This is a genomic window from Streptomyces cavernicola, from assembly GCF_029968035.1.
Taxonomy (GTDB): Bacteria; Actinomycetota; Actinomycetes; order Streptomycetales; family Streptomycetaceae; genus Streptomyces; species Streptomyces cavernicola.
The window spans coordinates 123,686-145,348 of sequence record NZ_JASCIQ010000015.1; the positions used below are offsets into that span (position 1 = coordinate 123,686).

Below are 21,663 nucleotides of genomic sequence, written 5' to 3' on the forward strand. Positions count from 1 at the left end.
CCGCCTTCGGCAGGGCCTAAGGTCCCGTCGTCGGAGAGCCGGTCGGGCCGGCCGGGCCCTCTCCGACCGCCCGCAGACAGCTCCGGACGAAGTCCCTGACCACCGGGTTCTCGTCGTCCGCGGGGGCCCAGGCGACGCCGACCGAGGTGGGTGCGACGCCGTCGACCGGGACGTAGCTCACACCCGGCCTGGCGTAGAAGCGGGCCGCCGACGCCGGGGCGAGCGCGACCCCGTAGCCGTTGGCGATGGCGCTCAGCCATTCGTCGGGCTGGTCGGTGACCGCGCCGATCTTCACCGGGCGGTCGGCGGGCCGGGCCTCGACCGCGAGCCAGTAGTCGCAGAACGGCCCCGTCGTGGGCGGGGCGGCGATGAACGGCTCGTCCCACAGCTCCCGGAAGTCGAGCCGGGCGCGCCCGGCGAGCGCATGCGTGGACGGCAGTACGGCGACCCGCTCCTCGGTGAGCAGCACCTCCACGCGGTACGTGTCCTGGCCCGGGAACGGCAGCCGGAGCAGGGCCGCGTCCACCTCGCCGTCGGCGAGCCCCGCCGTCGGGTTGGACCAGGCGGCCTGGCGCAGCTCGACCCGCAGTCCGGGCCGGCGGCGGCCGAAGTCGGCGACGATGTCCTGCGTGGCCTCGTTGGCGGCGCTGGCGAGGAACCCGACGCGCAGCACCCGCGCCTCGGCCCGCCCGGCGCTGCGGGTCTCGCGTACGGCGGTGTCGACGGCGGCGAGGACGTCCGGGGTGCGGGCGGCGAGGGCGCGGCCCGGTCCGGTGAGGGCCATGCCGGCGCGGGAGCGGGTGAAGAGCCGCACGCCGAGGAGCTGCTCAAGTTGCTTGATCTGCTTGGTCAGAGCGGGCTGGGAGACGTAGAGGCGCTCGGCGGCGCGGGTCAGGTTGCCCTCCTCGGCCACGGCGGCGAAGGAGCGCAGCAGACGCGAGTCGACATCCATGCCGTCAGGTTATGGATGCAGGTATTGGACGGCCAGACGGGGGTGGGGCGAGGGTCGAGACACGGGGCCGCCGCTGTGGTCCGCGCAGAGCCGGAAGGGCTGAGCCATGTTTCTCGCGTACGTCGTCGTCACCGTCTTCACCGCCCTCGTCGTCGGAGCGATCGGGGTGCTCGATCTGCGTCGCGCTCCTGCCGTCCTCGAAACCTCGGCGGCGGTGAACGTGCCCGTCTCGTGGGTCGCGCCGCTCGGGGTGCCGAAGGTCGCGGCCACGGGCGGGCTGCTCCTGGGGCTCGCGGGCTGGCGCTGGCTGGGCGTCGCTGCGGGGGTGGGGCTTGTGCTGCTCTTCGTCGGCGCGGTGCTGACGCATGTCCGGGCCCGCGTGTACTCCACGATGTGGGCCCCTGCCGTGCTCCTGGCGCTCTCGGCGGTGACGCTGTGGCTGGGCGTCGGGGCCTCGTAGCGCGGACGCGTCAGGCGACCGATCCGATGCGTCCCGTGGGCGGCTCCTGGCCGTCGTGGTGGATCGGGGTGTGCGCGCCGGTGAGGGAGACGCCGCTGCCGCCGCGCCGGTTCGCCACGATCTCCGAGGCGATGGACAGGGCCGTCTCCTCGGGCGTACGGGCGCCGAGGTCGAGGCCGATCGGGGAGCGCAGGCGGGTCAACTCCAGCTCGGAGACGCCGACTTCGCGCAGCCGGCGGTTGCGGTCCTCGTGGGTGCGGCGCGAGCCCATCGCGCCGACGTACGCCACGGGTAGGCGCAGGGCGAGTTCGAGCAGGGGGACGTCGAACTTGGCGTCGTGGGTGAGGACGCAGAGGACGGTGCGGGCGTCGATGCCGCCGGCCTCGTGCTCGCGCTGCAGGAACTTGTGCGGCCACTCGACGACGAGGTCGTCGGCCTCGGGGAAGCGGGTGCGGGTCGCGAAGATCGGGCGGGCGTCGCAGACGGTGACGTGGTAGCCGAGGAACTTGCCCATGCGGACGAGTGCGGAGGCGAAGTCGATGGCGCCGAAGACGATCATCCGGGGTGCGGGCACGGAGGACTCGACGAGCAGGGTGAGGGGGCGGCCGCAGCGGGAGCCGTCCTCGCCTATCCCGACGGTGCCGGTGCGGCCCGCGTCAAGGAGGGCCCCGGCCTCGGCGGCCGCGGTGCGGTCGAGCTCGGGGTGGCCGCCGAAGCCGCCCTCGTACGTCCCGTCGGGGCGTACGAGGAGGGCTCGGCCGAGCAGTTCGGACGGGCCGTCGGTGATCCGCGCGACCGCCGCCGCCTCACCAGAGGCGGCGGCGGCCAGCGCGGCCGCGAACACTCCCCGTCCCGGAGCGTCCGCGGGTACCGGGGTGACGAGGATGTCGATGATTCCGCCGCAGGTCAGGCCCACGGCGAAGGCGTCCTCGTCGCTGTAGCCGAAGCGCTCGACGACGGACTGGCCGTCCTGGAGCGCTTGCTGGCACAGCTCGTACACGGCGCCTTCGACGCACCCGCCCGATACCGATCCGATGGCGGTGCCCTCGCTGTCCACGGCGAGTGCGGCACCGGGCTGACGGGGACCGCTGCCGCTGACCGCCACGACGGTGGCGATCGCGAAGTCACGTCCCTGCTCGACCCACCGGTTCAGTTCCTCGGCGATGTCCAGCATGTCGGCCTCCTTCAGAAAACGATACGTGGGGCGGGGCGCGAAAGCGTTCCGCGAATAGATGGTGCTAGTGCCCGGATCCGGTGGCGAAGTAGAAGATGAACACGGCCGACAGGATCCACATGAAGATGCTCGGGTCGCGCCACTTGCCCTGCGCGAGCTTGATCGCGCAGTAGGCGATGACGCCGCAGCCGACACCGGCGGTGATGGTGTACGTGAACGGCATCAGGACGACGGTGAGGAACACCGGGGCGGCCACTGACCAGTCGGTCCAGTCCACGTGGCGGGCGTTCTGCAGCATCATCGCGCCGATGACGACGAGCGCGGCCGAGGCGACCTGGTTCGGCACGAGCTGGGTGAGCGGCGTGAAGAACAGGCAGGCGGCGAAGAACAGTCCGGTGACGGTGGCGGAGAGGCCCGTGCGGGCGCCTTCGCCGACGCCGGAGGCCGACTCGATGAACACGGTCTGACCGGAGGCTCCGGCCACACCGCCGACCGCGCCGCCGGCGCCGTCGATGAACAGGGCCTTGTTGAGGCCCGGCATCCGCCCGCGGTCGTCGGCGAGCTTGGCCTCCTGGCCGACGGCGATGATGGTGGCCATCGCGTCGAAGAAGCCGGCGAGCACCAGGGTGAAGACGATCATGCCGACGGTGGTGGCGCCGAGCTTCTCCCAGCCGCCGAACTCGATGTTGCCGAAGAGTCCGAAGTCCGGCATGGAGACGGGGCTGCCGTTCAGGACCGGGGCCTTGCCGCCCCACTCCTTCTCGGAGATCAGTCCGGCGGCGGTGGCCCCGACGGAGACCACGGTGCCGACGACGATGCCGAGGAGGATCGCTCCCGGCACCTTCCGGGCCTGCAGCATGAAGATGAGGATCAGGGTGCCCGCGAAGAGCGCGACCGGCCAGCCGCTCAGATGGCCACCGACACCGAGGGTGACGGGACCGCCTTCGCCCTTGCCCACGAAGCCGGCGTTCACGAAGCCGATCATCGCGATGAAGAGTCCGATGCCCATGGTGATGCCGTGCTTCAGGGGCAGCGGAATCGCGTTCATGATCACTTCTCGTACGCCGGTGGCGACCAGAAGCATGATCACGACGCCGTAGATCACGCACATGCCCATGGCCTGCGGCCACGACATGTCGGGGGCGACCTGGGTGGACAGGACGCCGGAGACGCTGAGACCCGCGGCGAGCGCCAGCGGGACCTTGCCGATGAAGCCCATCGCCAGGGTGGTGACCGCGGCTGCCAGAGCGGTGGCGGTGATCAGCGCCGGCTGGCTCATCTTGTTGCCGAGCGCGTCCTCACCGCCGAGCAGCAGCGGGTTGAGCAGGAGGATGTAGGCCATCGCCATGAAGGTGGTGATGCCGCCGCGCACCTCACGCGCGACCGTCGATCCTCGGTTGGATATGTGGAAATACCGGTCGAGCCAAGACCTGCCGGCGGGGATGCGCGAGCCGTTGCCCGCGTCCTCCGCGACCGTCTTGGGCTCCACTGACGACTGGGTCATGGGGCCTTCTCCCAAGGTTCACAGGGGCATCCGCACACGTTCCTGCGCTGCGGAATTTGGGATGTTGCTTGGCTGCACGACCCGGGGGACGGCCCGAGACGAACTGGGAGGTCCGGGGGAATCGGGGGGAGCCAACTCCCCCGGACCTCGCTTCACTTGCGGCTTGCGGCGACCCCGTGGGGCGGGGTCACGTGGTGCTGCGGCGGCCGAACGCCCCATGGGGCGGGGCCACTTGGTGCTGCGTCGACCGTCGGGCCCGCCGCGGCCTCGGAAGAGCCGCGGCGCCCCCGTCGGATCAGGTGCCGGTGAGGTGCTCGGGTCGCACCGGCGTCTTGTTGAGCTCCAGGCCCGTCGCGTTCCGGATCGCCGCGAGGACGGCCGGAGTCGAGGAGAGGGTCGGAGCCTCGCCCATGCCACGGAGGCCGTAGGGCGCGTTCGGGTCCGCCAGCTCGAGCACGTCCACCGGGATGGTCGGGGTGTCGAGGATGGTCGGGATCAGGTAGTCCGTGAAGGAGGGGTTGCGCACCTTCGCGGTCTTGGGGTCGACGACGATCTCCTCCATCACCGCGACACCCAGGCCCTGGGTGGTGCCACCCTGGATCTGGCCGACCACGGAGAGCGGGTTGAGGGCCTTGCCGACGTCCTGGGCGGTGGCCAGTTCGATGACCTTGACCAGGCCGAGCTCGGTGTCCACCTCGACGACGGCGCGGTGCGCGGCGAACGAGTACTGGACGTGTCCGTTGCCCTGGCCGGTCCGCTTGTCGAAGGCCACGGTAGGACGGTGCCGCCACTCGGCCTCGATCTCGACGGTCTCGCCCTCGAGGAGCTCGGCCAGGTCGGCGAGCGCCTCGCCGCCGTCGGTGACGACCTTGCCGCCCTCCAGGAGGAGTTCGGCCGTGGCCCACGCCGGGTGGTACGAGCCGTACTTGCGCCGGCCGATCTCCAGGACCTTCTCGCGGACGAGCTCGCAGGAATTCTTCACGGCGCCGCCGGTGACGTACGTCTGGCGGGACGCGGAGGTCGAACCGGCCGAGCCCACCTGGGTGTCGGCGGGGTGGATGGTGACCTGCTGGACGCCGAGCTCGGTGCGGGCGATCTGGGCGTGCACGGTGATGCCGCCCTGGCCGACCTCCGCCATCGCGGTGTGCACGGTGGCGACGGGCTCGCCGTTGATGACCTCCATGCGCACCTTGGCGGTGGAGTAGTCGTCGAAGCCCTCGGAGAAGCCGACGTTCTTGATGCCGACCGCGTAGCCCACACCGCGTACGACGCCTTCGCCGTGCGTGGTGTTGGAGAGGCCGCCGGGCAGTTCGCGCACGTCGGCGTCGCCGTCGGCGACCTCCCACTGGCGCTCGGGCGGCAGCGGGCGGGCCTTGACGCGGCGCAGGATCTCGGCGACCGGGGCGGGCGAGTCGACCGGCTGCCCGGTCGGCATGATCGTGCCCTGCTCCATCGCGTTGAGCTGGCGGAACTCGACCCGGTCCATGCCCACCTCGTCGGCGAGCTTGTCCATCTGGGCCTCGTAGGCGAAGCAGGCCTGGACGGCGCCGAAGCCGCGCATCGCGCCGCAGGGCGGGTTGTTGGTGTAGAGGGCGACGGCCTCGATGTCGACGTCGTCGATCACGTACGGACCGGCCGACAGGGACGAGGCGTTGCCGACGACCGCCGGGGAGGCCGAGGCGTAGGCGCCGCCGTCCAGGACGATGCGGCACTTCATGTGCGTGAGCTTGCCGTCCTTGGTGGCGCCGTGCTCGTAGTACAGCTTCGCCGGGTGGCGGTGGACGTGGCCGAAGAACGACTCGAAGCGGTTGTAGACGATCTTCACCGGCTTGCCCGTGCGGAGCGCGAGCAGGCAGGCGTGGATCTGCATCGAGATGTCCTCGCGGCCGCCGAACGCGCCGCCGACGCCGGAGAGCGTCATCCGCACCTTCTCCTCGGGCAGGCCGAGGACCGGGGCGATCTGCTCCAGGTCGGAGTGCAGCCACTGGGTGGCGACGTAGAGGTCGACGCCGCCGTCCTCGGCCGGCACGGCGAGGCCGGACTCCGGGCCGAGGAAGGCCTGGTCCTGCATGCCGAAGGTGTACTCGCCCTTGACGACGAAGTCGGCCTTCTTGGCGGCCTCTTCGGCGTTGCCGCGGATGATCGGCTGGTTGTGGACGATGTTCGGGTGGGAGACCCACTCGATGTACTCGTCGTCGCGGCCCTCGTGGACGAGCACCGCGTCCTCGGCGAGCGCGGAGGCCTCGTCGGTGATGACGGGCAGCTCGCGGTACTCGATCTTGATCTTCGCGGCTGCGCGGCGCGCGGTCTCCGGGTGGTCGGCGGCGACGAGGGCGACGGGCTCGCCGTGGTGGCGGACCTTGCCGTGCGCGAGGACCGGGGTGTCCTGGATCTCCAGGCCGTAGTTCTTCATCTCGGCCGGCAGGTCGTCGTACGTCAGGACCGCGTACACGCCGGCCATGGCGAGCGCCTCGGAGGTGTCGATGGACACGATCTCGGCGTGCGCGACGGTGGAGCGGAGCGTCTGGCCCCAGAGCATGTCCTCGTGCCACATGTCCGAGGAGTACGCGAACTCGCCGGTGACCTTGAGGGTGCCGTCGGGGCGGAGCGTGGACTCGCCGATGCCGCCCTGATTGTGCTTCTGGGTGACGTCGGTGGGCGCACCGGTCGTGGTCTTGGTTCCAGCCATGATCAGACCGCCTCTCCCTGACGGGCCGCGGCGAGGCGGACGGCGTCCAGGATCTTCTCGTATCCGGTGCAGCGGCAGAGGTTGCCGGAGAGCGCCTCGCGGATGTCCGCGTCGGACGGCGACTCGTTGCGCTCCAGGAGCTCGTCGGCCGCGACGAGCAGACCCGGGGTGCAGAAGCCGCACTGGACGGCGCCGGCGTCGATGAACGCCTGCTGTACGGGGGACAGTTCGGTGCCCTCGCCGGTCTGCGAGTCGGTGCCCTTGGCGGACCACTGCTGAGCGGCCTGCAGAGACGTGCCGCCCTCGGAACCACACGCGCCCGAGGCACAACCGCCGTGCTCGGCACGCTGCTTGGCGAAGCCGGCGAGGCCCTCGACCGTGACGACCTCGCGGCCCTCGGCCTGACCGGCGGCGACCAGACAGGAGCACACCGGCACCCCGTCGAGACGAACGGTGCACGAACCGCACTCGCCCTGCTCGCAGGCGTTCTTGGAGCCGGGCAGCCCCATCCGCTCACGCAGGACGTAGAGCAGGGACTCGCCCTCCCACACGTCGTCGGCTTCCTGCTGACGGCCGTTGACCGTGAAATTGACGCGCATGGTCACGCAACTCCTTCCGCGCCACGGCCCTTGCCGCTGCGGTACGACTCCCAGGTCCAGCCGAGCGTGCGGCGGGCCATGATGCCCACGGCGTGCTTGCGATAGCTCGCGGTGCCGCGGACGTCGTCGATCGGGTTGGCGGCGCCGGAGCAGAGCTCGGCGAACTGCTTCGCGATCGACGGGGTGATGATCTTTCCGTTGTCCCAGAAGCCGCCCTCTTCGAGCGCGGAGTTCAGGAACTCCTCGGCCGCCTTCGCCCGGATCGGCGTGGGGGCGGCCGAACCGATGCCCGTACGCACGGTGCGGGTCTCGGGGTGCAGCGCGATGCCGAAGGCGCACACGGCGATGACCATGGCATTCCGGGTACCCACCTTGGAGTACTGCTGCGGGCCGTCGGCCTTCTTGATGTGCACCGACTTGATCAGCTCGTCGGCCTCCAGGGCGTTGCGCTTCACGCCCGTGTAGAACGCGTCGATCGGGATCAGCCGGCTGCCCCGGGCCTGCGACTCGACCTCGACCTCGCAGTCGGCGGCGAGCAGCGCGGGGTGCGCGTCACCGGCGGGCGAGGCGGTGCCGAGGTTGCCGCCGACGCCGCCGCGGTTGCGGATCTGCGGGGACGCTACGGTGTGCGAGGCGAGCGCGAGGCCCGGCAGCTCGGTCCGGAGATTCTCCATGATCTTGGTGTACGGAACGGAGGCGCCGAGCTGGACGGTCTCCTCCCCCACGTGCCAGTCCTGGAGCTCGCTGATGCGGTTGAGGTCCAGGAGGTACTCGGGGCGACGGTGGTCGAAGTTGATCTCGACCATCACATCGGTGCCACCCGCAATCGGCACAGCTGTGGGGTGCTCGGCCTTGGCGGCGAGCGCCTCCTCCCAGCTGGCGGGGCGAAGGAAGTCCATGAGCGGCTCTCTTCTTCGTAATCGGGTCTTCGGTGCGAGCCTCGGGCCCTCGACCCTGGTGCTCGTGCGAGCCCCGGGCCCTGAGGCCCTGGTACTCGTGTGACTCGTTCATGTGCTGTTAACGCGGAATGGCGTTAGTACACCGCTCTACGCCCTCCCGGGGTCAGTCACCGAAACCATGAAGGAGTTGGCTGGTGACCCGGCCCATCTTGTAGATTCGTATGAAAGGCAGGGCTCAGCAATCCCGACGAATTCCGGCTGAAGCTCTGACCATGATCAACGACAAGTTCGAGACAGGATCGGCGGCGACCAGATGCGGCTGCGCGCACTGATGGAGACCGACGCGCTGGGGCTGCGACTCCTTGGCGGCGAGGACGAGCTGGACCGGACGGTCCGCGGCGTCATGACCACGGACCTACGGGACCCGAGCCGCTACCTCTCCGGCGGCGAACTGGTCCTCACGGGCCTGGCCTGGCGCAAGGACCCCTCCGACTCGGAGCCGTTCGCCCGCATCCTCGCCGCGGCCGGCGTGGCCGCGCTCGCCGCGGGCGAGGCCGAACTGGGCGCGGTTCCCGAGGACTTGGTCGCCGCCTGCGCGCGGCACCGGCTCCCGCTGTTCGCGGTCAACGAGAGCGTCGCCTTCGCCACCATCACCGAGCACGTGGTCCGCCAGGTCTCCGGTGAGCGCGCGGGCGACCTGGCCGCGGTCGTCGACCGGCACCGGCGCATGATGACCTCAGGCCCGGCGGGCGGCGGTCCGGACGTGGTCCTCGACCTGCTCGGTACCGACCTCGACCTGCGGGCCTGGGTGCTCTCCCCCACCGGCCGCCCCATCGCCGGCTCCGGCGGCTCGGGCGCGGCACTGCCCACGCCGGTCTGCGCCTCCCTGGCAGCGGAACACCTGGCGGCCTCCCGCACCGGTCGCAGAGGCCCGCACCGCGTCTCCTCCCACGGCACGACGTACTCCCTCTTCCCCATCCGCAACAGCGGGCGCGGTACGGGCACGGCGGCCTCCCGGGACGTACGCGAGACGGTCCTGTCCGACTGGTTCCTCGCCGTCGAGGCGGACGCGGGCGACTGGCCCGAGGAGCGCCTCGACCTCCTCCAGGGCGTCACCCAGCTGATCGCCGTGGAGCGCGACCGCCGCGACGCGGCCCGTACGGTGCGCCGCCGCCTCGCCCAGGAAGTCCTGGAACTGGTCCAGACGGGCGCGGCCCCCGCCGAGATCGCCGCCCGCCTGCGGGTCGCGGCCCCCGTGCTGCTTCCCGGCCTCGGCGCTGCCCCGCACTGGCAGGTCGTGGTGGCCCGGGTCGAGTGGGACGGCGGGGACGTCGAGGGCGGCCCGGTCGCCCAGTCGCTCCTGGAGGAGATCCTGGTCGACCCGCAGGCCGCGGGCCCCGAGCCCTCCGACCGGATCGCCGTCGCACACACCGGCGACGAGGCGATCGCCCTCGTACCGTTGCCCGCGGTCGCCGCCGACCACGACGGCGCGGAGCCCGGCCTGCTCGCGGACGCCCTGTTGGACACGGTCCGCGACCCGCTCTCGGGCGGCCTCGACGGCGACGGGCGGCTCACCCTCGGCGTCAGCGCGTCCGTGCACTCCGCGGAGGGGCTGCGCGGGGCCCTCGAAGAGGCCCGGCACGCCCGCCGCGTCGCCGCGGCACGCCCCGGCCGGGTCTGCGCCGCCGGCCACCAGGAACTCGCCTCCCACGTCCTGCTCCTCCCCTTCGTCCCCGACGACGTCCGCCGCGCGTTCACGGCCCGCCTCCTGGACCCCCTCCGCGACTACGACCGCCGCCACCGCGCGGAGCTCATCCCCACCCTGGAGGCGTTCCTCGACAGCGACGGCTCCTGGACCCGCTGCGCCACCCGCCTCCACCTCCACGTCAACACGCTCCGCTACCGGGTGGGCCGCATCGAACAACTGACAGGCCGCGACCTCTCGCGCCTGGAGGACAAGCTGGACTTCTTTCTGGCGCTGCGCATGAGCTAGGGGGTGCGGGGGGGGCTCCTCCCCCCACTCCCCCGTACCCGAGGGTGACGGCAACAGCCCCAACCTCTCCCCCACCCCGCCCGTCCCCGAAAGTCCTGCGGACAGCCCCTGGGGGCTGCCGCCCCCAGCCCCCCACCCGGGGCTGCCGCCCCTGGACCCCACCACGGGGCTCAGCCCCGGACCCCATCCCGGGGGCCAGCCCCCGGAACCCCCGCTCCTCAAACGCCGGAGAGGCTGAATTTCACGGACTGCGGCTGGACTTGGCCCACCCCCAGACACTGAGTGGGAGCCGATTCTTCCGGGCAAGGGCTGCGACAAGCGCCCCGAAAGGGGCGCGGGGAACTGCGTGACCAGCCCCCACCGCGCAGCAGACGAACAACAACCGGGAACGGGGCGCAGCCCCGGTTTTCAGGGGCGCGGGGAACTGCGCGAGCGGCCACGACGGCGCGGCGGACGAACGACGGCCGGGGACGGGGCGAAGCCCGGAGGCTGCAGGAGCCTGATGCAGGCCGTCACAACCTTCCGCATAGCGGAAGCAATCAGTTTGTGAATTCCTTCACCCACCCCCTTGGCTCCCCACGGGAATCCATGCTGAGATGCACGCCACAGCTCAATGACGCGCCCGGGGAGGGGAATGTGGCGGACACCGCCATGTCTGATTCAGGTTCCGTGCCCACACCCGCACCGAGCGGCCCCGCCCCCGGCGCCCGCGCATCCGCAGTCCAGAACGCGGTCTGGCGCCTGCGGTCGCGCGGCTGCTGGACCGACGCGGCGGCCCTGCTCCAGCCCGACGACAGCCCACCCGCCGCCCTCCAGCGCACCGCCCTCCTCGTGGAGCGCTGCCTCTTCACCGAGCAGGGCTGGAGCGACGCCGAGGACGCCCTGCGCGCCGCCGAGGCCCTCGCCGGCACGGACGACGAGCGCGGCGCCGCCGCCTGCGAACGCGGTCAACTCGCGTACGCCGCAACGGTCCTGGGCGTACGCGACCGATCCGACGAGGCCCGTGCCGCCCTCGGCCGCGCCGCCGCCCTGCTCGCACCGGGCGCGACGGCCCGCCCCCTGCTCGACTACCGGCGCGGCCTGATCGCCGAGCACCTCGCCGACTCGCCGCAGGCCGCCCGCGCCGCCTACCGCCGCGCCCACGCGGGCGCCACCGCCCAGGGGGACCGCCTGCTGCTCTCCTCGACCTGGCGTCATCTCGCCGGACTCGCCCTGCGCGACGGCGAGTTGGCCGAGGCGCGGCACGGTTTCGCGGAGTCGCTGCGGATCCGCGAGGAGCTCGGCTTCCTCGTCGGTACGGCGCCCGCCCTGACCTCCCTCGCCGAGGCCGAGACCGAGCCGGAGGCCACCCGGCTGCGGGCCGAGGCGACCCGGCTCTTCCGGCTGCTCGGCAACGTACCCACCTGGCTGACCGCCCAGTTGACCCCGCCCGCACCGGCCGCGTAACGGCCGCTGCAGACTCGTCCCATGAACTACCTCGAACAGCACTTCGGCCTCGCGGGGCGCACCGCCCTCGTCACCGGCGGCAGTTCCGGCATCGGGCGGGCCGTCGCGCATGCGCTCGCCGGGGCCGGGGCCCATGTCGTACTGATGGCGCGGCGGGAGGAGCCGCTGAAGGAGGCGGCCGAGGAGATCAACTCCCTCGGCCGCAGAGCGGATTGGGTCGGCGCCGACCTCGGCGACCGGGACGCGCTGCGCGCCGCCGCCGACCGGGTCACCGAGGCGTACGGCGAACCCGACATCCTCGTCACCTCCGCCGGAATCAACCTGCGGCCGCCGCTCGACGAGCTGAGCGAGCAGGACTGGGACCTGACCATGGCGGTGAACCTGGACGCCCCGTTCCTGCTCGGGCAGCGCTTCGGACCGAGGATGGCCGAGCGCGGCTGGGGCCGGATCGTGCACCTCGCCTCGCAGCAGTCGATCCGCGCCTTCGGCAACAGCGGTGCGTACGGGGTCTCCAAGGCGGCGATCTGCGGCCTCACCCGCTCCCAGGCGGAGGCCTGGGCCCCGTACGGGGTGTGCGTGAACGCGATCGCGCCGGGTTTCGTCCGTACGCCGCTGAGCGAGCCCGCCTTCTCCGTGCCGGGCCGGGCCGAGGAGTTGGCGGCGCGCACCATGGCGGGCCGCAACGGCGAGGCCGAGGACTGCGCGGGCGCGGCGGTGTTCCTGGCCGGCGACGCGGCGCGCTACGTGAACGGGCAGACGCTGTTCGTGGACGGCGGCTTCTCCGTCCACTAGGCATTCACCATCAGGCGGGGCCGCTCACGGTGCCTGCGTGAAGTGCTCCCGTACCAACTCGCCCACCACCGCGAGGTCCTGGGCCACCAGGGCGTCCAGGAGTGCGGTGTGCTCCGCCGCGTCGGCCACCAGGTCGGCGCGGCGGCGGTGCACCGGGCCCGAGGCGAGCGGCCACTGGGAGCGGCGGTGCAGGTCGTCGGCGATGAGCAGGAGTTGCCGGTTGCCGGCGAGGGAGAGGATCGCCCGGTGGAAGGCGCGGTCGGCGTCGACGTACGCCGCCAGGTCACCGCGGGCCGCCGCGGCCGAGGTGTCCTCGGCGAGCGGCCGCAGCTCGGCCCAGCGCTCCGCGGGCTCACTGCGGGCCAGGCGCAGCATCACCGGAACCTCCAACAGGGCCCGGATCTCGGCGAGTTCGGCCAGTTCGCGCGGGCAGCGCTCGACGACCCGGAAGCCCCGGTTGGGCACGACCTCGACGGCGCCCTCGTGTGCGAGCCGCTGCATGGCCTCGCGCACCGGGGTCGCCGAGACCCCGAACCGTTCGCCGAGCGCCGGCGCCGAGTACACCTCTCCGGCCACGAGTTCGCCGCTGACCAGCGCGGCCCGCAGCGCTTCGAGCACCTGCCCGCGCACCGAGTGCCTTCGCACCTGCCGGGCCGGCCCCGTACGGGTGTCGTCACCGCGCGCCTGCTCCGGGACACGCCCGTGCGCGGCCGGGGACGTACCGGTGGACCACGGTCGGGCCTGCTCCACTCGGGTCCTCCTCGGTGCGATGTACGGGTCGGGGCGCCGGGTCGGGGCGCAGGGGCATTGCAATCAATGCAACGCCTCGCGGGAGCCTATGCGGGCCGGGCTCCAGTTCAAACCTCGGATCCGTCGGGTAAGGTAAGGCTTACCTGCAAATGATCGCTAGAAATCGGTGGTCCAGCATGCTCCTGCCCGCCCTGGCTCCAGACGCCGTACGACCGGGTCCCTCGCCCGTCGCGGAAGCGTACGGCCGTCTGACCGAGGTCTTTCCCGGACTGCGGTTCCAGGAGCTGCGGCCGGACGAGGAGGCCCCCCAGGACGGCGGCTGGGTCGCCGCCGCCCGGCTCGCGGAGGGCGGGGCCGACCTCGACGCGTTCCTCGCGTGGGACAACGCGCAGATCCTGCGGGACTACAAGCAGCAGGCCCGCCCGGACGTGATCGCCAGCTTCGGACTGCACCGGTACGCGTGGCCGGCCTGTCTGCTGATCACCGTGCCGTGGTTCCTGCTGCGCCGGGTGCCGCGGTTCCCCGTGGCGAACGTCACCTTCCAGCGCTCCCTCGGCCGGATGGCCGTCCGCGTCCAGGACTTCGCCTGTCTGCCGGACGATCCGGCTGCCGACGCGCCGGGTGCACGGGTCGTGCCCGACGAGGAGGCGCTGCGCGCGGAGGTCCGCGCGGCGGTCGCCGAGCATCTGGGCCCGGTCCTCGACGGCTTCCGGCCGCGGATGCGCCGCGGCCCGCGCGCCCTGTGGGGCATGGCGACGGACGAGATCGTCGAGGGCCTCTGGTACGTGGCGCATCTCCTCGGCGAGGAGCACCGCGCCATGGCGGAGCTCGAACAGCTCCTTCCGGGCACCACGAAGCCGTACGTCGGCGCGGCCGCGTTCCGTGAACTCACCGGCCCGAACGGCGAGTCGCTGCCCACGCGGGACCGGGCCAGCTGCTGCCTCTTCTACACGCTGCGCCCCGAGGACACCTGCGTCACCTGCCCCCGCACCTGCGACGCGCAGCGCGTGGAGCGACTGACGGCCGGCGTCACCCGCTGACCAGGCGGCCCCCTAACTGCCGAACGGCGTGGCCCCGTTGCCCTGAAGGCGTTCCAGGTCGCTGGCCCGTACCTGGATGACGAGCACGGCGATCAGGGCGGCGATCACCGCGAGGACGGCGGCGACGATGAAGGCGCTGGAGACGCCCGTGGCGAGCACGCGGTCGCTCCACGGCGCCGGGAGGTCCTTGGTTCTGGCGAACGCGAGCTTCTCGGCCTGAGTCGCCTGCGCGAGGAACTGCGGGACCTGGTCCTCGGCCTCGTTGCGGCTGGCCGTGCCGTAGACCGTGACCAGGATGGACAGGCCGAGCGAACCGCCCACCTGCTGCGTGGCGTTGAGGACTCCGGAGGCCGCGCCCGCCTCCTGCGGCGCCACCCCCGACACCGCCATCAGCGTCAGCGACACGAACTGCATCCCCATGCCGAAGCCGAAGACCAGCATCGGACCGAGCAGGCTCCCCGCGTACGTGCTGTCCACATCGGTCAGCGTCAGCCAGCCGAGCCCGAGCGCCGCCAGGATCGCACCGCCGACCATGAAGGGCTTGGGACCCCACCTGGGCAGCAGCTGCGAGGCGAAGCCCGCGCCCATCGCGATGATCGCGCTCACCGGCAGGAAGGCGAGGCCGGCCCGCAGCGGGCTGAAGTGCAGCACGTTCTGCACGAACAGGGTGAGGAAGAAGAACATCCCGAACATCGCGGCGGCGAGGCACAGCATCATCCCGTACGTACCGGCGCGGTTGCGGTCCTCGAACATTCGCAGGGGCGTGATCGGCTGTCTGGACCGGCGTTCGACCGTGAGGAACACGGCGAGCAGCACGACGGCCGCGCCGAAGGCCGCGAGGGTCACCCCGTCGCGCCAGCCGTCCGACGCGGCGCGGATGAAGCCGTAGACGAGCGACACCATGCCCGCGGTGGAGGTGAGCGCGCCGAAGAGGTCGAAGTGGCCCGGGTGCCGTTCGGACTCCCGGATGTAGCGCGGGGTGGCCGCCGCGATCAGCAGGCCGATGGGCACGTTGACGAAGAGCACCCAGCGCCAGTCCAGCCACTCCACGAGCAGTCCGCCCGCGAGCAGGCCGATGGCGCTGCCGCCGGCCGAGACGGCGGCGAAGACGCCGAACGCCCGGTTCCGCTCGGGTCCTTCGCGGAACGTCGTGGTGATCAGGGCGAGGGCGGTCGGCGATGCGATGGCGCCGCCGACACCCTGCAGGGAGCGCGCCGCGAGCAGCTGCCAGGACTCCTGCGAGAGGCCGCCGAGCAGCGAGGCCAGGACGAAGATCAGGATGCCGGTGACGAAGACTCTGCGGCGGCCCAGGATGTCGCCGAGCCGCCCGCCGAGGAGCAGCAGACCGCCGAAGGTCAGGGTGTAGGCGTTGATCACCCAGGACAGGTTCTCGGTGGAGAAGTCCAGGGAGGTCTGGATGTGCGGGAGGGCGATGTTCACGATGGTGATGTCGAGGACCACCATCAGCTGACACGAGGCGATGACGAGTAGTGCGATACCACCGCCGCGGCCCCGCTCCGGGGATTCGGCAGCCGTCTGCACGGGGGTGGAGTCGGAGTCCGCCATGGGATTGCTTGCAACTCTGCGTCAGCGGTGAACGGAACAGTTCACTGCATCGACGGTAGTCCCGCGCCCACGGCGCCGCGAGTCGATCAAGAGAGGGCGACGTCGACGCCGACCGGCCCTGTCCCCATGCGCCGCCGCCCCTCCGCACCGCCCTCCGAAACCCCCTCCCAAACCGCCCTTCGGAACCCGGGTCTTCGAACTCAACTGGGCGTACTCGACGGCCAGTTCGAGGACGTGTACCCCATCCGCGCCGTGCCGCGCCCTCATTTCCCCCTGTTGCTCCGAAAGCGCCTGGGCGTCTTGCCGGTTGAGCCAATATTGCGCCCGAACAGGCCTCAGGCGACGCAAGGGACCCCAGATGAGAATGACCGACATATCGCTGGACTGGCTGCTTCCTGGCGCCGTGCTGCTCCTGGGCCTGCTGGCGGCGGTGGCGGTGGTCGCACGCGGGAAGCGAGCCGGGGAGAAGGCGGCCGACGACTCCTGGGAGCGCAGCGAGGAGCGCCGCAGACGCAAGGAGGCCATCTACGGAACGGCCTCGTACGTACTCCTCTTCTGCTGTGCGGCGGTGGCCGCGGCCCTGTCGTTCCACGGGCTCGTGGGCTTCGGGCGGCAGAACCTCAACCTCTCGGGGGGCTGGGAGTACCTGGTGCCGTTCGGCCTGGACGGCGCCGCGATGTTCTGCTCGGTGCTCGCGGTGCGCGAGGCCAGCCACGGTGACGCGGCGCTCGGCTCCCGCCTCCTCGTGTGGACGTTCGCGGGCGCGGCGGCCTGGTTCAACTGGGTGCACGCGCCGCGCGGGTTGGGCCACGACGGCGCCCCGCAGTTCTTCGCCGGCATGTCGCTCAGCGCGGCGGTCCTCTTCGACCGCGCCCTGAAGCAGACCCGCCGCGCGGCGCTGCGCGAACAGGGCCTCGTACCGCGGCCGTTGCCGCAGATCCGGGTGGTGCGCTGGCTGCGCGCGCCGCGTGAGACGTTCGGCGCCTGGTCGCTGATGCTCCTGGAGGGCGTACGCAGCCTGGACGAGGCCGTCGAGGAAGTACGCGACGACCGCAAGGAGAAGACCCAGAACCGGCTGCGCAGGCGCGAGCAGGAGAAGCTGGAGCGGGCCCACCTCAAGGCGGTCAGCCGGGGCCAGCGGACCCTGACGGGCAAGATCGGCCGCCTTGACACCCGCGAGCCGCAGCCCGCCGCGGCGCTCACCGGCCAGACCCCGCAGGCCGTGCTGCCCGCCCAGGGCCAGCCGCCCGCGGTGGCCTCGGGCACGGGCGGGCAGTCCGCGCAGGGCGGCCAGGCGGGCGGCGCGGACCCTGCCATAGCGGCGGAACAGCTGCCCGTACGATCCAGACCCACCCTGCAGGCCGTGAACGGCGCTGAGCCGGGCGGAGCGGCGGAGCCCGTCGACCTCACCGCGGAGGACGACACGCAGACGCTGCCGCGCCTCGACTCCCTGGAGCAGAAGCTCAAGGACCTGGAGCAGCAGTTCGGTTGATCCAGAACGAGGTGATCCGGCTCGATACGAGATACGGCTCGGGCTCGGGCTCGGGCTCGGGCTCGGGCTCGGGCTCGGGCTCGGGCTCGGGCTCGGGCTCGGGCTCGGGCTCGGGCTCGGGCTCGGGCTCGGGCTCGGACTCGGGCTCGGACTCGGGCTCGGGCTCGGGCTCGGGCTCGGGCGGAGGGTTGCTCAGGTCAGCCCTCCGTCCAGCTCGAACCAGACCGCCTTGCCGCCGTCCTGGGTGCGTACGCCCCAGGCGTCGGCGAGTGACTGGACCAGGAGCAGACCTCTGCCGCCCGTACCGTCGTCGGCGTGCGGTACCCGCGGGCTCGGCCTCTGTGCGACGAAGTCCCGTACCTCGACCCGGAGCCGGTGCTCGCGCACCGTGGCCGTGAGGACCGCGTCGTCGTCGGTGTGCACCAGTGCGTTGGTGACGATCTCGCTGGTGAGCAGCTCGGCCACGTCGGCGCGCTCCGGCTTCCCCCAGTGCAGCAGCACCTCTCGCAGCGTGCGCCGGACCTCGGACACCGCCCGTAGGTCGGCGCGCCCGAGTCTGCGGTGCAGCAGCGCCGGATCCCCCACCGCCGTGGCGCCTCCGACCGTGCTTTCTTGTGCGTGGCTTGTCATGACCCCCGCCCGTAGGCTGTCGGCTCTTCCCTTCATGGACATCACGTCGAACACGTTCACGGTGATGCATGCCCCCGCCCGGAAAGCGGCACGCCTGTCGATTCCGCACAAGTGGCAAGAGCCACACCCATACCCGGAGGATGCGGTTCCGGGTTTGCCGGGGGAGCAAGCCGTGAACATCGCGCATACGGCCCGCGCAGCCCTCGCCCGCACGGGCCCCGTTGCCCGCATGGGCCCCGTCCCCGGAAGGAGCGGCACATGCACGACGACCGACTGCTGGTGGAGGGGCGGCTTGAGCGAGCGCTGCGCCAGTTCGTGCGCCCCGCGATCCACCCCGTACGCGTCCCGCTGACCCTGTCCGCCTGGCATGCGCCGGGCGAGCCGGTGCCGGTGTCGGAGGCGCTGTCCGCCGCGTACGAGCCGTTCGAGCCGGGGACGCCGTGGGGCAGGCCCTGGTCGACGAGCTGGATCCGGATCGAGGGGCGGGTGCCCGAGGAGTGGGCCGGGCGCCACGTCGAGGTGCTCGTGGACCCGGGGTTCAGCGGCGAGGGGCCGGGGTTCCAGGCGGAGGGGATGCTGTACGACGCGGCGGGCGTGCCGCTCAAGGGCGTGCATCCGCGCAACCGGCACCTCACGGTCGCGGAGCGGGCCGAGGGCGGGGAGCCGGTGCGGCTGCTCCTGGAGGCGGCGGCGAACCCGGCGGTCCTGCACCACTTCGAACCGACGTCACTGGGTGACATCACGACAGCCGGGGACCGTCCGCTGTACCGCTTCGCGGGGGCCGAACTGGCCGTGTTCGACGAAGAGGTGTGGCATCTGGTCCTCGACGTCGAGGTGCTCTCGGAGCTGATGCACGAGCTGCCCGCCGACCGCCCGCGCCGGCACGAGATCCTGCGTGCCCTGGAGGACATGCTGGACGCGCTCGACCTGCACGACGTGCCCGGCACGGCGGCGGCCGCCCGCGCCGAGCTCGCCGGGGTCCTCGCCCGGCCGGCGGCGGCCAGCGCGCACCGGGTGTCGGCGGCCGGGCACGCGCACATCGACTCGGCGTGGCTGTGGCCGCTGCGCGAGACCGTGCGCAAGGCGTCCCGCACCTTCGCCAACGTGACGGCGCTCGCCCGCGACTACCCGGAGCTGGTGTTCGCGTGCTCGCAGGCGCAGCAGTACGCGTGGGTGAAGGAGAACCAGCCGCAGGTGTGGGAGCGCATCAAGAGGGCGGTTCAGGAGGGGACTTGGGCGCCGGTCGGCTCGATGTGGGTGGAGTCGGACGCGAACATGCCGGGCGGCGAGGCGCTGGCCCGGCAGATCGTGCACGGCAAGCGGTTCTTCGCCGAGGAGCTCGGCGTGGAGACGGAGGAGATCTGGCTGCCGGACTCCTTCGGCTACACGGCGGCGTTCCCGCAGCTGGCGAAGCTCGCCGGGGTCCGCTGGTTCCTCACCCAGAAGCTGTCGTGGAACCAGAGCAACAAGATGCCGCACCACACGTTCTGGTGGGAGGGCATCGACGGCACCCGGGTGTTCACGCACTTCCCGCCTGTCGACACGTACAACGCGCAGTTCCACGCCCGTGAACTCGCCCACGCGGAACGGAACTTCGCCGAGAAGGGCCGGGCCACGCGCTCCCTCGTGCCGTTCGGGTGGGGCGACGGGGGCGGCGGGCCGACCCGGGAGATGCTGGAGAAGGCCCGCCGCCTGCGCTCGCTCGAAGGGTCGCCGCGGGTCGAGATCGAGAAGCCGTCGGCGTTCTTCGCGGCCGCCGAGGAAGAGTACGCGGCGCACTCGCCGGTGTGGTCGGGCGAGCTGTACCTGGAGCTGCACCGGGCCACGTACACCACGCAGGCCAAGACCAAACAGGGCAACCGGCGCAGCGAACACGCCCTGCGCGAGGCCGAGTTGTGGTGCACGGCCGCCGCGCTGCGGAACCCCGCGTACGCGTACCCGTACGACGCGCTCGGCCGCCTCTGGAAGACGGTGTTGCTGCACCAGTTCCACGACATCCTGCCCGGCTCGTCCATCGCCTGGGTGCACCGGGAGGCGCGTGAGACATACGCGGCGGTCCTCGCGGAGCTGGACGGGCTCACGGCGGAGGCGGCGCGGGCCCTCGGGGAGGACGGCCCGGAGGCCGTCCTGAACACCTCCCCGTACCCGCGCGCCGAGGTCGTCGAGGCGAACGACGGGGCGCTGGTGTACGTCAACGTCCCTGGCCTGGGCGGAAGTTCGCTGGCCGTGACACCGGCGGACACACCCCGGGTGCGGGGCGCGGAGGCCGACGGCGGGCATGTCCTGGAGAACGAGCACCTACGGGTGACCGTCGACGCGGACGGCCTCCTCACCTCCGTCCACGACCTGCGCGCCGACCGCGAGGTCCTCGCCCCCGGCGCGCGCGGCAACCTGCTGCAGCTGCACCCCGACCACCCCAACCAGTGGGACGCCTGGGACATCGACCAGCACTACCGGCGCAAGCACACCGACCTCACGTCCGCCGAGTCCGTGCAACTCGTGGAGTCCGGGCCGCTGCGCGCGACCGTCCGCGTCGTACGGGCCTTCGGGCGCTCCCGCATCACACAGGAGCTGCGCCTGGACGCGGGCGCGCGGCGGGTCGACGTCGTCACGGACGTGGACTGGCAGGAGTCCGAGAAGGTGCTCAAGGTCGCGTTCCCGCTCGACGTGCAGGCCGAACGGTCCGCCGCCGAGATCCAGTTCGGCCATGTGCACCGGCCCACGCACGCCAACACCGGCTGGGACGCGGCCCGCTTCGAGATCTGCGCCCACCGCTGGCTGCGGGTCGCGGAGGAGGGGTACGGGGTCGCGCTCCTCAACGATTCCACGTACGGGCACGACGTCACCCGCACCCCGCACCCGGACGGCCTCGGCACCTCGGTCCGCCTCACCCTGCTGCGCGCCCCGCACTCCCCCGACCCGGAGACGGACCTCGGCACGCACCGCTTCACGTACGCGCTGCTTCCCGGGGCGGGGGTCGGCGACGCGGTCGCCGCGGGCCTGGCCCTCAACCTGCCGCTGCGCAGGGCGAGTTGCCCGCCCCCCGCCCCACTCGTCTCGGTCTCCGACCCGGCCGTCACGGTCGAGTCCGTGAAGCTCGCGGAGGATCGCAGCGGGGATGTCGTCGTACGGCTCTACGAGTCGCGGGGCGGGCGGGCGTCTGCGCGGCTTCGGCTGTCCTTCGCGGTGGGCGGGGCGTACGTGACGGACTTGCTGGAGCGCCCGTCGAGCCCGGACTCGGCGCCGGTCCCCTCCTCCGCGGACGGGTACGCGATCCGCCTGCGCCCCTTCCAGATCATGACGCTCCGGTTCCCGGTGGCGCCTCAGCCCTGAGTTTTCCCCACCCCGCCCCTTCCCTGAAGTCCTCAGCGGACAGCTCCGGGGGCTGCCCCCCCCGGCCCCCGCTACCTGGGGCTGCCGCCCCAGACCCCGCTCCCCGGCGCTGCCGCCCCGGACCCCCACCACGGGGCTCCGCCCCGGACCCCGATTCCGGGGGCCAGCCCCCGGACCCCCGCTCCTCAAACGCCGGAGGGGCTGAAATTGCCCCCCTGCCCCTCAGATGCCGGGGGTGGGGGGGCTGAACCTTCAGGGGCGCGGGGCAGTGACATCTGCGGCTCCACCGCGCGGGCGCGTCAGACGAACGACGGCCCAGGGGGATACAGGGGCGCGGGGAACTG

Annotated in this window: 16 protein-coding genes; 7 read left to right on the top strand and 9 right to left on the bottom strand. The window is 72.2% G+C overall.

Annotation, left to right across the window (positions count from 1 at the left end; genetic code table 11):
- Window positions 1-16: 16 nt before the first annotated feature.
- A complete protein-coding gene (locus QIS96_RS16295; protein WP_282543313.1) occupies window positions 17-952 on the bottom strand; it encodes a LysR family transcriptional regulator in 936 nt (311 codons plus the stop codon).
- A gap of 106 nt (window positions 953-1,058) precedes the next feature.
- Here QIS96_RS16295 and QIS96_RS16300 point away from each other — a divergent pair, with 106 nt between their 5' ends.
- Window positions 1,059-1,412: a DoxX family protein gene (locus QIS96_RS16300; protein ID WP_282543314.1), complete on the top strand. Its 354-nt coding sequence runs from the start codon at window positions 1,059-1,061 to the stop codon at window positions 1,410-1,412.
- Between the two features lie 10 nt (window positions 1,413-1,422).
- Here QIS96_RS16300 and QIS96_RS16305 read toward each other — a convergent pair whose 3' ends face one another.
- The 5 genes from QIS96_RS16305 to QIS96_RS16325 all read right to left on the bottom strand — a co-directional run bounded on the left by QIS96_RS16305 (window position 1,423) and on the right by QIS96_RS16325 (window position 8,277).
- Window positions 1,423-2,586, bottom strand: a complete 1,164-nt coding sequence (locus QIS96_RS16305) for an XdhC family protein (protein WP_282543315.1) — start codon at window positions 2,584-2,586, stop codon at window positions 1,423-1,425.
- Window positions 2,587-2,650: 64 nt separating this feature from the next.
- Complete coding sequence (locus QIS96_RS16310; RefSeq protein ID WP_282543316.1) at window positions 2,651-4,090, bottom strand: NCS2 family permease; 1,440 nt, start codon at window positions 4,088-4,090, stop codon at window positions 2,651-2,653.
- A 295-nt stretch (window positions 4,091-4,385) separates the two neighbouring features.
- Entirely contained in the window at window positions 4,386-6,779 is a 2,394-nt protein-coding gene (locus tag QIS96_RS16315; RefSeq protein WP_282543317.1) for a xanthine dehydrogenase family protein molybdopterin-binding subunit, read from the bottom strand.
- A 2-nt stretch (window positions 6,780-6,781) separates the two neighbouring features.
- Window positions 6,782-7,378: a (2Fe-2S)-binding protein gene (locus QIS96_RS16320; RefSeq protein WP_282543318.1), complete on the bottom strand. Its 597-nt coding sequence runs from the start codon at window positions 7,376-7,378 to the stop codon at window positions 6,782-6,784.
- A gap of 2 nt (window positions 7,379-7,380) precedes the next feature.
- The gene (locus QIS96_RS16325) at window positions 7,381-8,277 is read right to left on the bottom strand and encodes an FAD binding domain-containing protein (RefSeq protein WP_282543319.1); all 897 of its coding nucleotides are present in this window, start codon (window positions 8,275-8,277) and stop codon (window positions 7,381-7,383) included.
- Window positions 8,278-8,590: 313 nt separating this feature from the next.
- Between QIS96_RS16325 and QIS96_RS16330 the strand changes: the two genes are divergently transcribed.
- The 3 genes from QIS96_RS16330 to QIS96_RS16340 all read left to right on the top strand — a co-directional run bounded on the left by QIS96_RS16330 (window position 8,591) and on the right by QIS96_RS16340 (window position 12,508).
- Window positions 8,591-10,270, top strand: coding sequence for a PucR family transcriptional regulator (locus tag QIS96_RS16330; protein WP_282543320.1), 1,680 nt, complete (start codon window positions 8,591-8,593; stop codon window positions 10,268-10,270).
- Between the two features lie 651 nt (window positions 10,271-10,921).
- The gene (locus QIS96_RS16335) at window positions 10,922-11,716 is read left to right on the top strand and encodes a hypothetical protein (RefSeq protein ID WP_282543321.1); all 795 of its coding nucleotides are present in this window, start codon (window positions 10,922-10,924) and stop codon (window positions 11,714-11,716) included.
- Between the two features lie 21 nt (window positions 11,717-11,737).
- Entirely contained in the window at window positions 11,738-12,508 is a 771-nt protein-coding gene (locus QIS96_RS16340; protein ID WP_282543322.1) for an SDR family NAD(P)-dependent oxidoreductase, read from the top strand.
- A 24-nt stretch (window positions 12,509-12,532) separates the two neighbouring features.
- Here QIS96_RS16340 and QIS96_RS16345 read toward each other — a convergent pair whose 3' ends face one another.
- Window positions 12,533-13,258: a GntR family transcriptional regulator gene (locus QIS96_RS16345; RefSeq protein ID WP_282543323.1), complete on the bottom strand. Its 726-nt coding sequence runs from the start codon at window positions 13,256-13,258 to the stop codon at window positions 12,533-12,535.
- Between the two features lie 176 nt (window positions 13,259-13,434).
- On the opposite strand from QIS96_RS16345, the gene QIS96_RS16350 reads away from it, so the two are divergent.
- Entirely contained in the window at window positions 13,435-14,298 is an 864-nt protein-coding gene (locus QIS96_RS16350; RefSeq protein ID WP_282543324.1) for a (2Fe-2S)-binding protein, read from the top strand.
- Between the two features lie 12 nt (window positions 14,299-14,310).
- On the opposite strand, the gene QIS96_RS16355 is transcribed toward QIS96_RS16350, so the two are convergent.
- Window positions 14,311-15,864: an MFS transporter gene (locus QIS96_RS16355; protein ID WP_282543325.1), complete on the bottom strand. Its 1,554-nt coding sequence runs from the start codon at window positions 15,862-15,864 to the stop codon at window positions 14,311-14,313.
- A 358-nt stretch (window positions 15,865-16,222) separates the two neighbouring features.
- Here QIS96_RS16355 and QIS96_RS16360 point away from each other — a divergent pair, with 358 nt between their 5' ends.
- Window positions 16,223-17,356 (top strand): DUF2637 domain-containing protein, encoded by a 1,134-nt coding sequence (locus QIS96_RS16360; protein WP_282543326.1) that lies wholly within the window; start codon window positions 16,223-16,225, stop codon window positions 17,354-17,356.
- A gap of 192 nt (window positions 17,357-17,548) precedes the next feature.
- Here the strand turns inward: QIS96_RS16360 and QIS96_RS16365 are convergent, their stop codons facing one another.
- Complete coding sequence (locus QIS96_RS16365) at window positions 17,549-17,986, bottom strand: ATP-binding protein (protein ID WP_282543327.1); 438 nt, start codon at window positions 17,984-17,986, stop codon at window positions 17,549-17,551.
- A gap of 258 nt (window positions 17,987-18,244) precedes the next feature.
- Between QIS96_RS16365 and QIS96_RS16370 the strand changes: the two genes are divergently transcribed.
- Window positions 18,245-21,319: an alpha-mannosidase gene (locus tag QIS96_RS16370; protein WP_282543328.1), complete on the top strand. Its 3,075-nt coding sequence runs from the start codon at window positions 18,245-18,247 to the stop codon at window positions 21,317-21,319.
- The last annotated feature ends 344 nt before the right edge of the window (window positions 21,320-21,663 follow it).

Coding starts and splice junctions, on each gene's coding strand:
- QIS96_RS16310 (WP_282543316.1), bottom strand. CDS start 4,090: ATGACCCAGTCGTCAGTGGAGCCCAAGACGGTCGCGGAGGACGCGGGC.
- QIS96_RS16370 (WP_282543328.1), top strand. CDS start 18,245: ATGCACGACGACCGACTGCTGGTGGAGGGGCGGCTTGAGCGAGCGCTG.
- QIS96_RS16325 (WP_282543319.1), bottom strand. CDS start 8,277: ATGGACTTCCTTCGCCCCGCCAGCTGGGAGGAGGCGCTCGCCGCCAAG.
- QIS96_RS16350 (WP_282543324.1), top strand. CDS start 13,435: ATGCTCCTGCCCGCCCTGGCTCCAGACGCCGTACGACCGGGTCCCTCG.
- QIS96_RS16330 (WP_282543320.1), top strand. CDS start 8,591: ATGCGGCTGCGCGCACTGATGGAGACCGACGCGCTGGGGCTGCGACTC.
- QIS96_RS16315 (WP_282543317.1), bottom strand. CDS start 6,779: ATGGCTGGAACCAAGACCACGACCGGTGCGCCCACCGACGTCACCCAG.
- QIS96_RS16295 (WP_282543313.1), bottom strand. CDS start 952: ATGGATGTCGACTCGCGTCTGCTGCGCTCCTTCGCCGCCGTGGCCGAG.
- QIS96_RS16320 (WP_282543318.1), bottom strand. CDS start 7,378: ATGCGCGTCAATTTCACGGTCAACGGCCGTCAGCAGGAAGCCGACGAC.
- QIS96_RS16365 (WP_282543327.1), bottom strand. CDS start 17,986: ATGACAAGCCACGCACAAGAAAGCACGGTCGGAGGCGCCACGGCGGTG.
- QIS96_RS16305 (WP_282543315.1), bottom strand. CDS start 2,586: ATGCTGGACATCGCCGAGGAACTGAACCGGTGGGTCGAGCAGGGACGT.
- QIS96_RS16340 (WP_282543322.1), top strand. CDS start 11,738: ATGAACTACCTCGAACAGCACTTCGGCCTCGCGGGGCGCACCGCCCTC.
- QIS96_RS16355 (WP_282543325.1), bottom strand. CDS start 15,864: ATGGCGGACTCCGACTCCACCCCCGTGCAGACGGCTGCCGAATCCCCG.
- QIS96_RS16360 (WP_282543326.1), top strand. CDS start 16,223: ATGAGAATGACCGACATATCGCTGGACTGGCTGCTTCCTGGCGCCGTG.
- QIS96_RS16335 (WP_282543321.1), top strand. CDS start 10,922: ATGTCTGATTCAGGTTCCGTGCCCACACCCGCACCGAGCGGCCCCGCC.
- QIS96_RS16300 (WP_282543314.1), top strand. CDS start 1,059: ATGTTTCTCGCGTACGTCGTCGTCACCGTCTTCACCGCCCTCGTCGTC.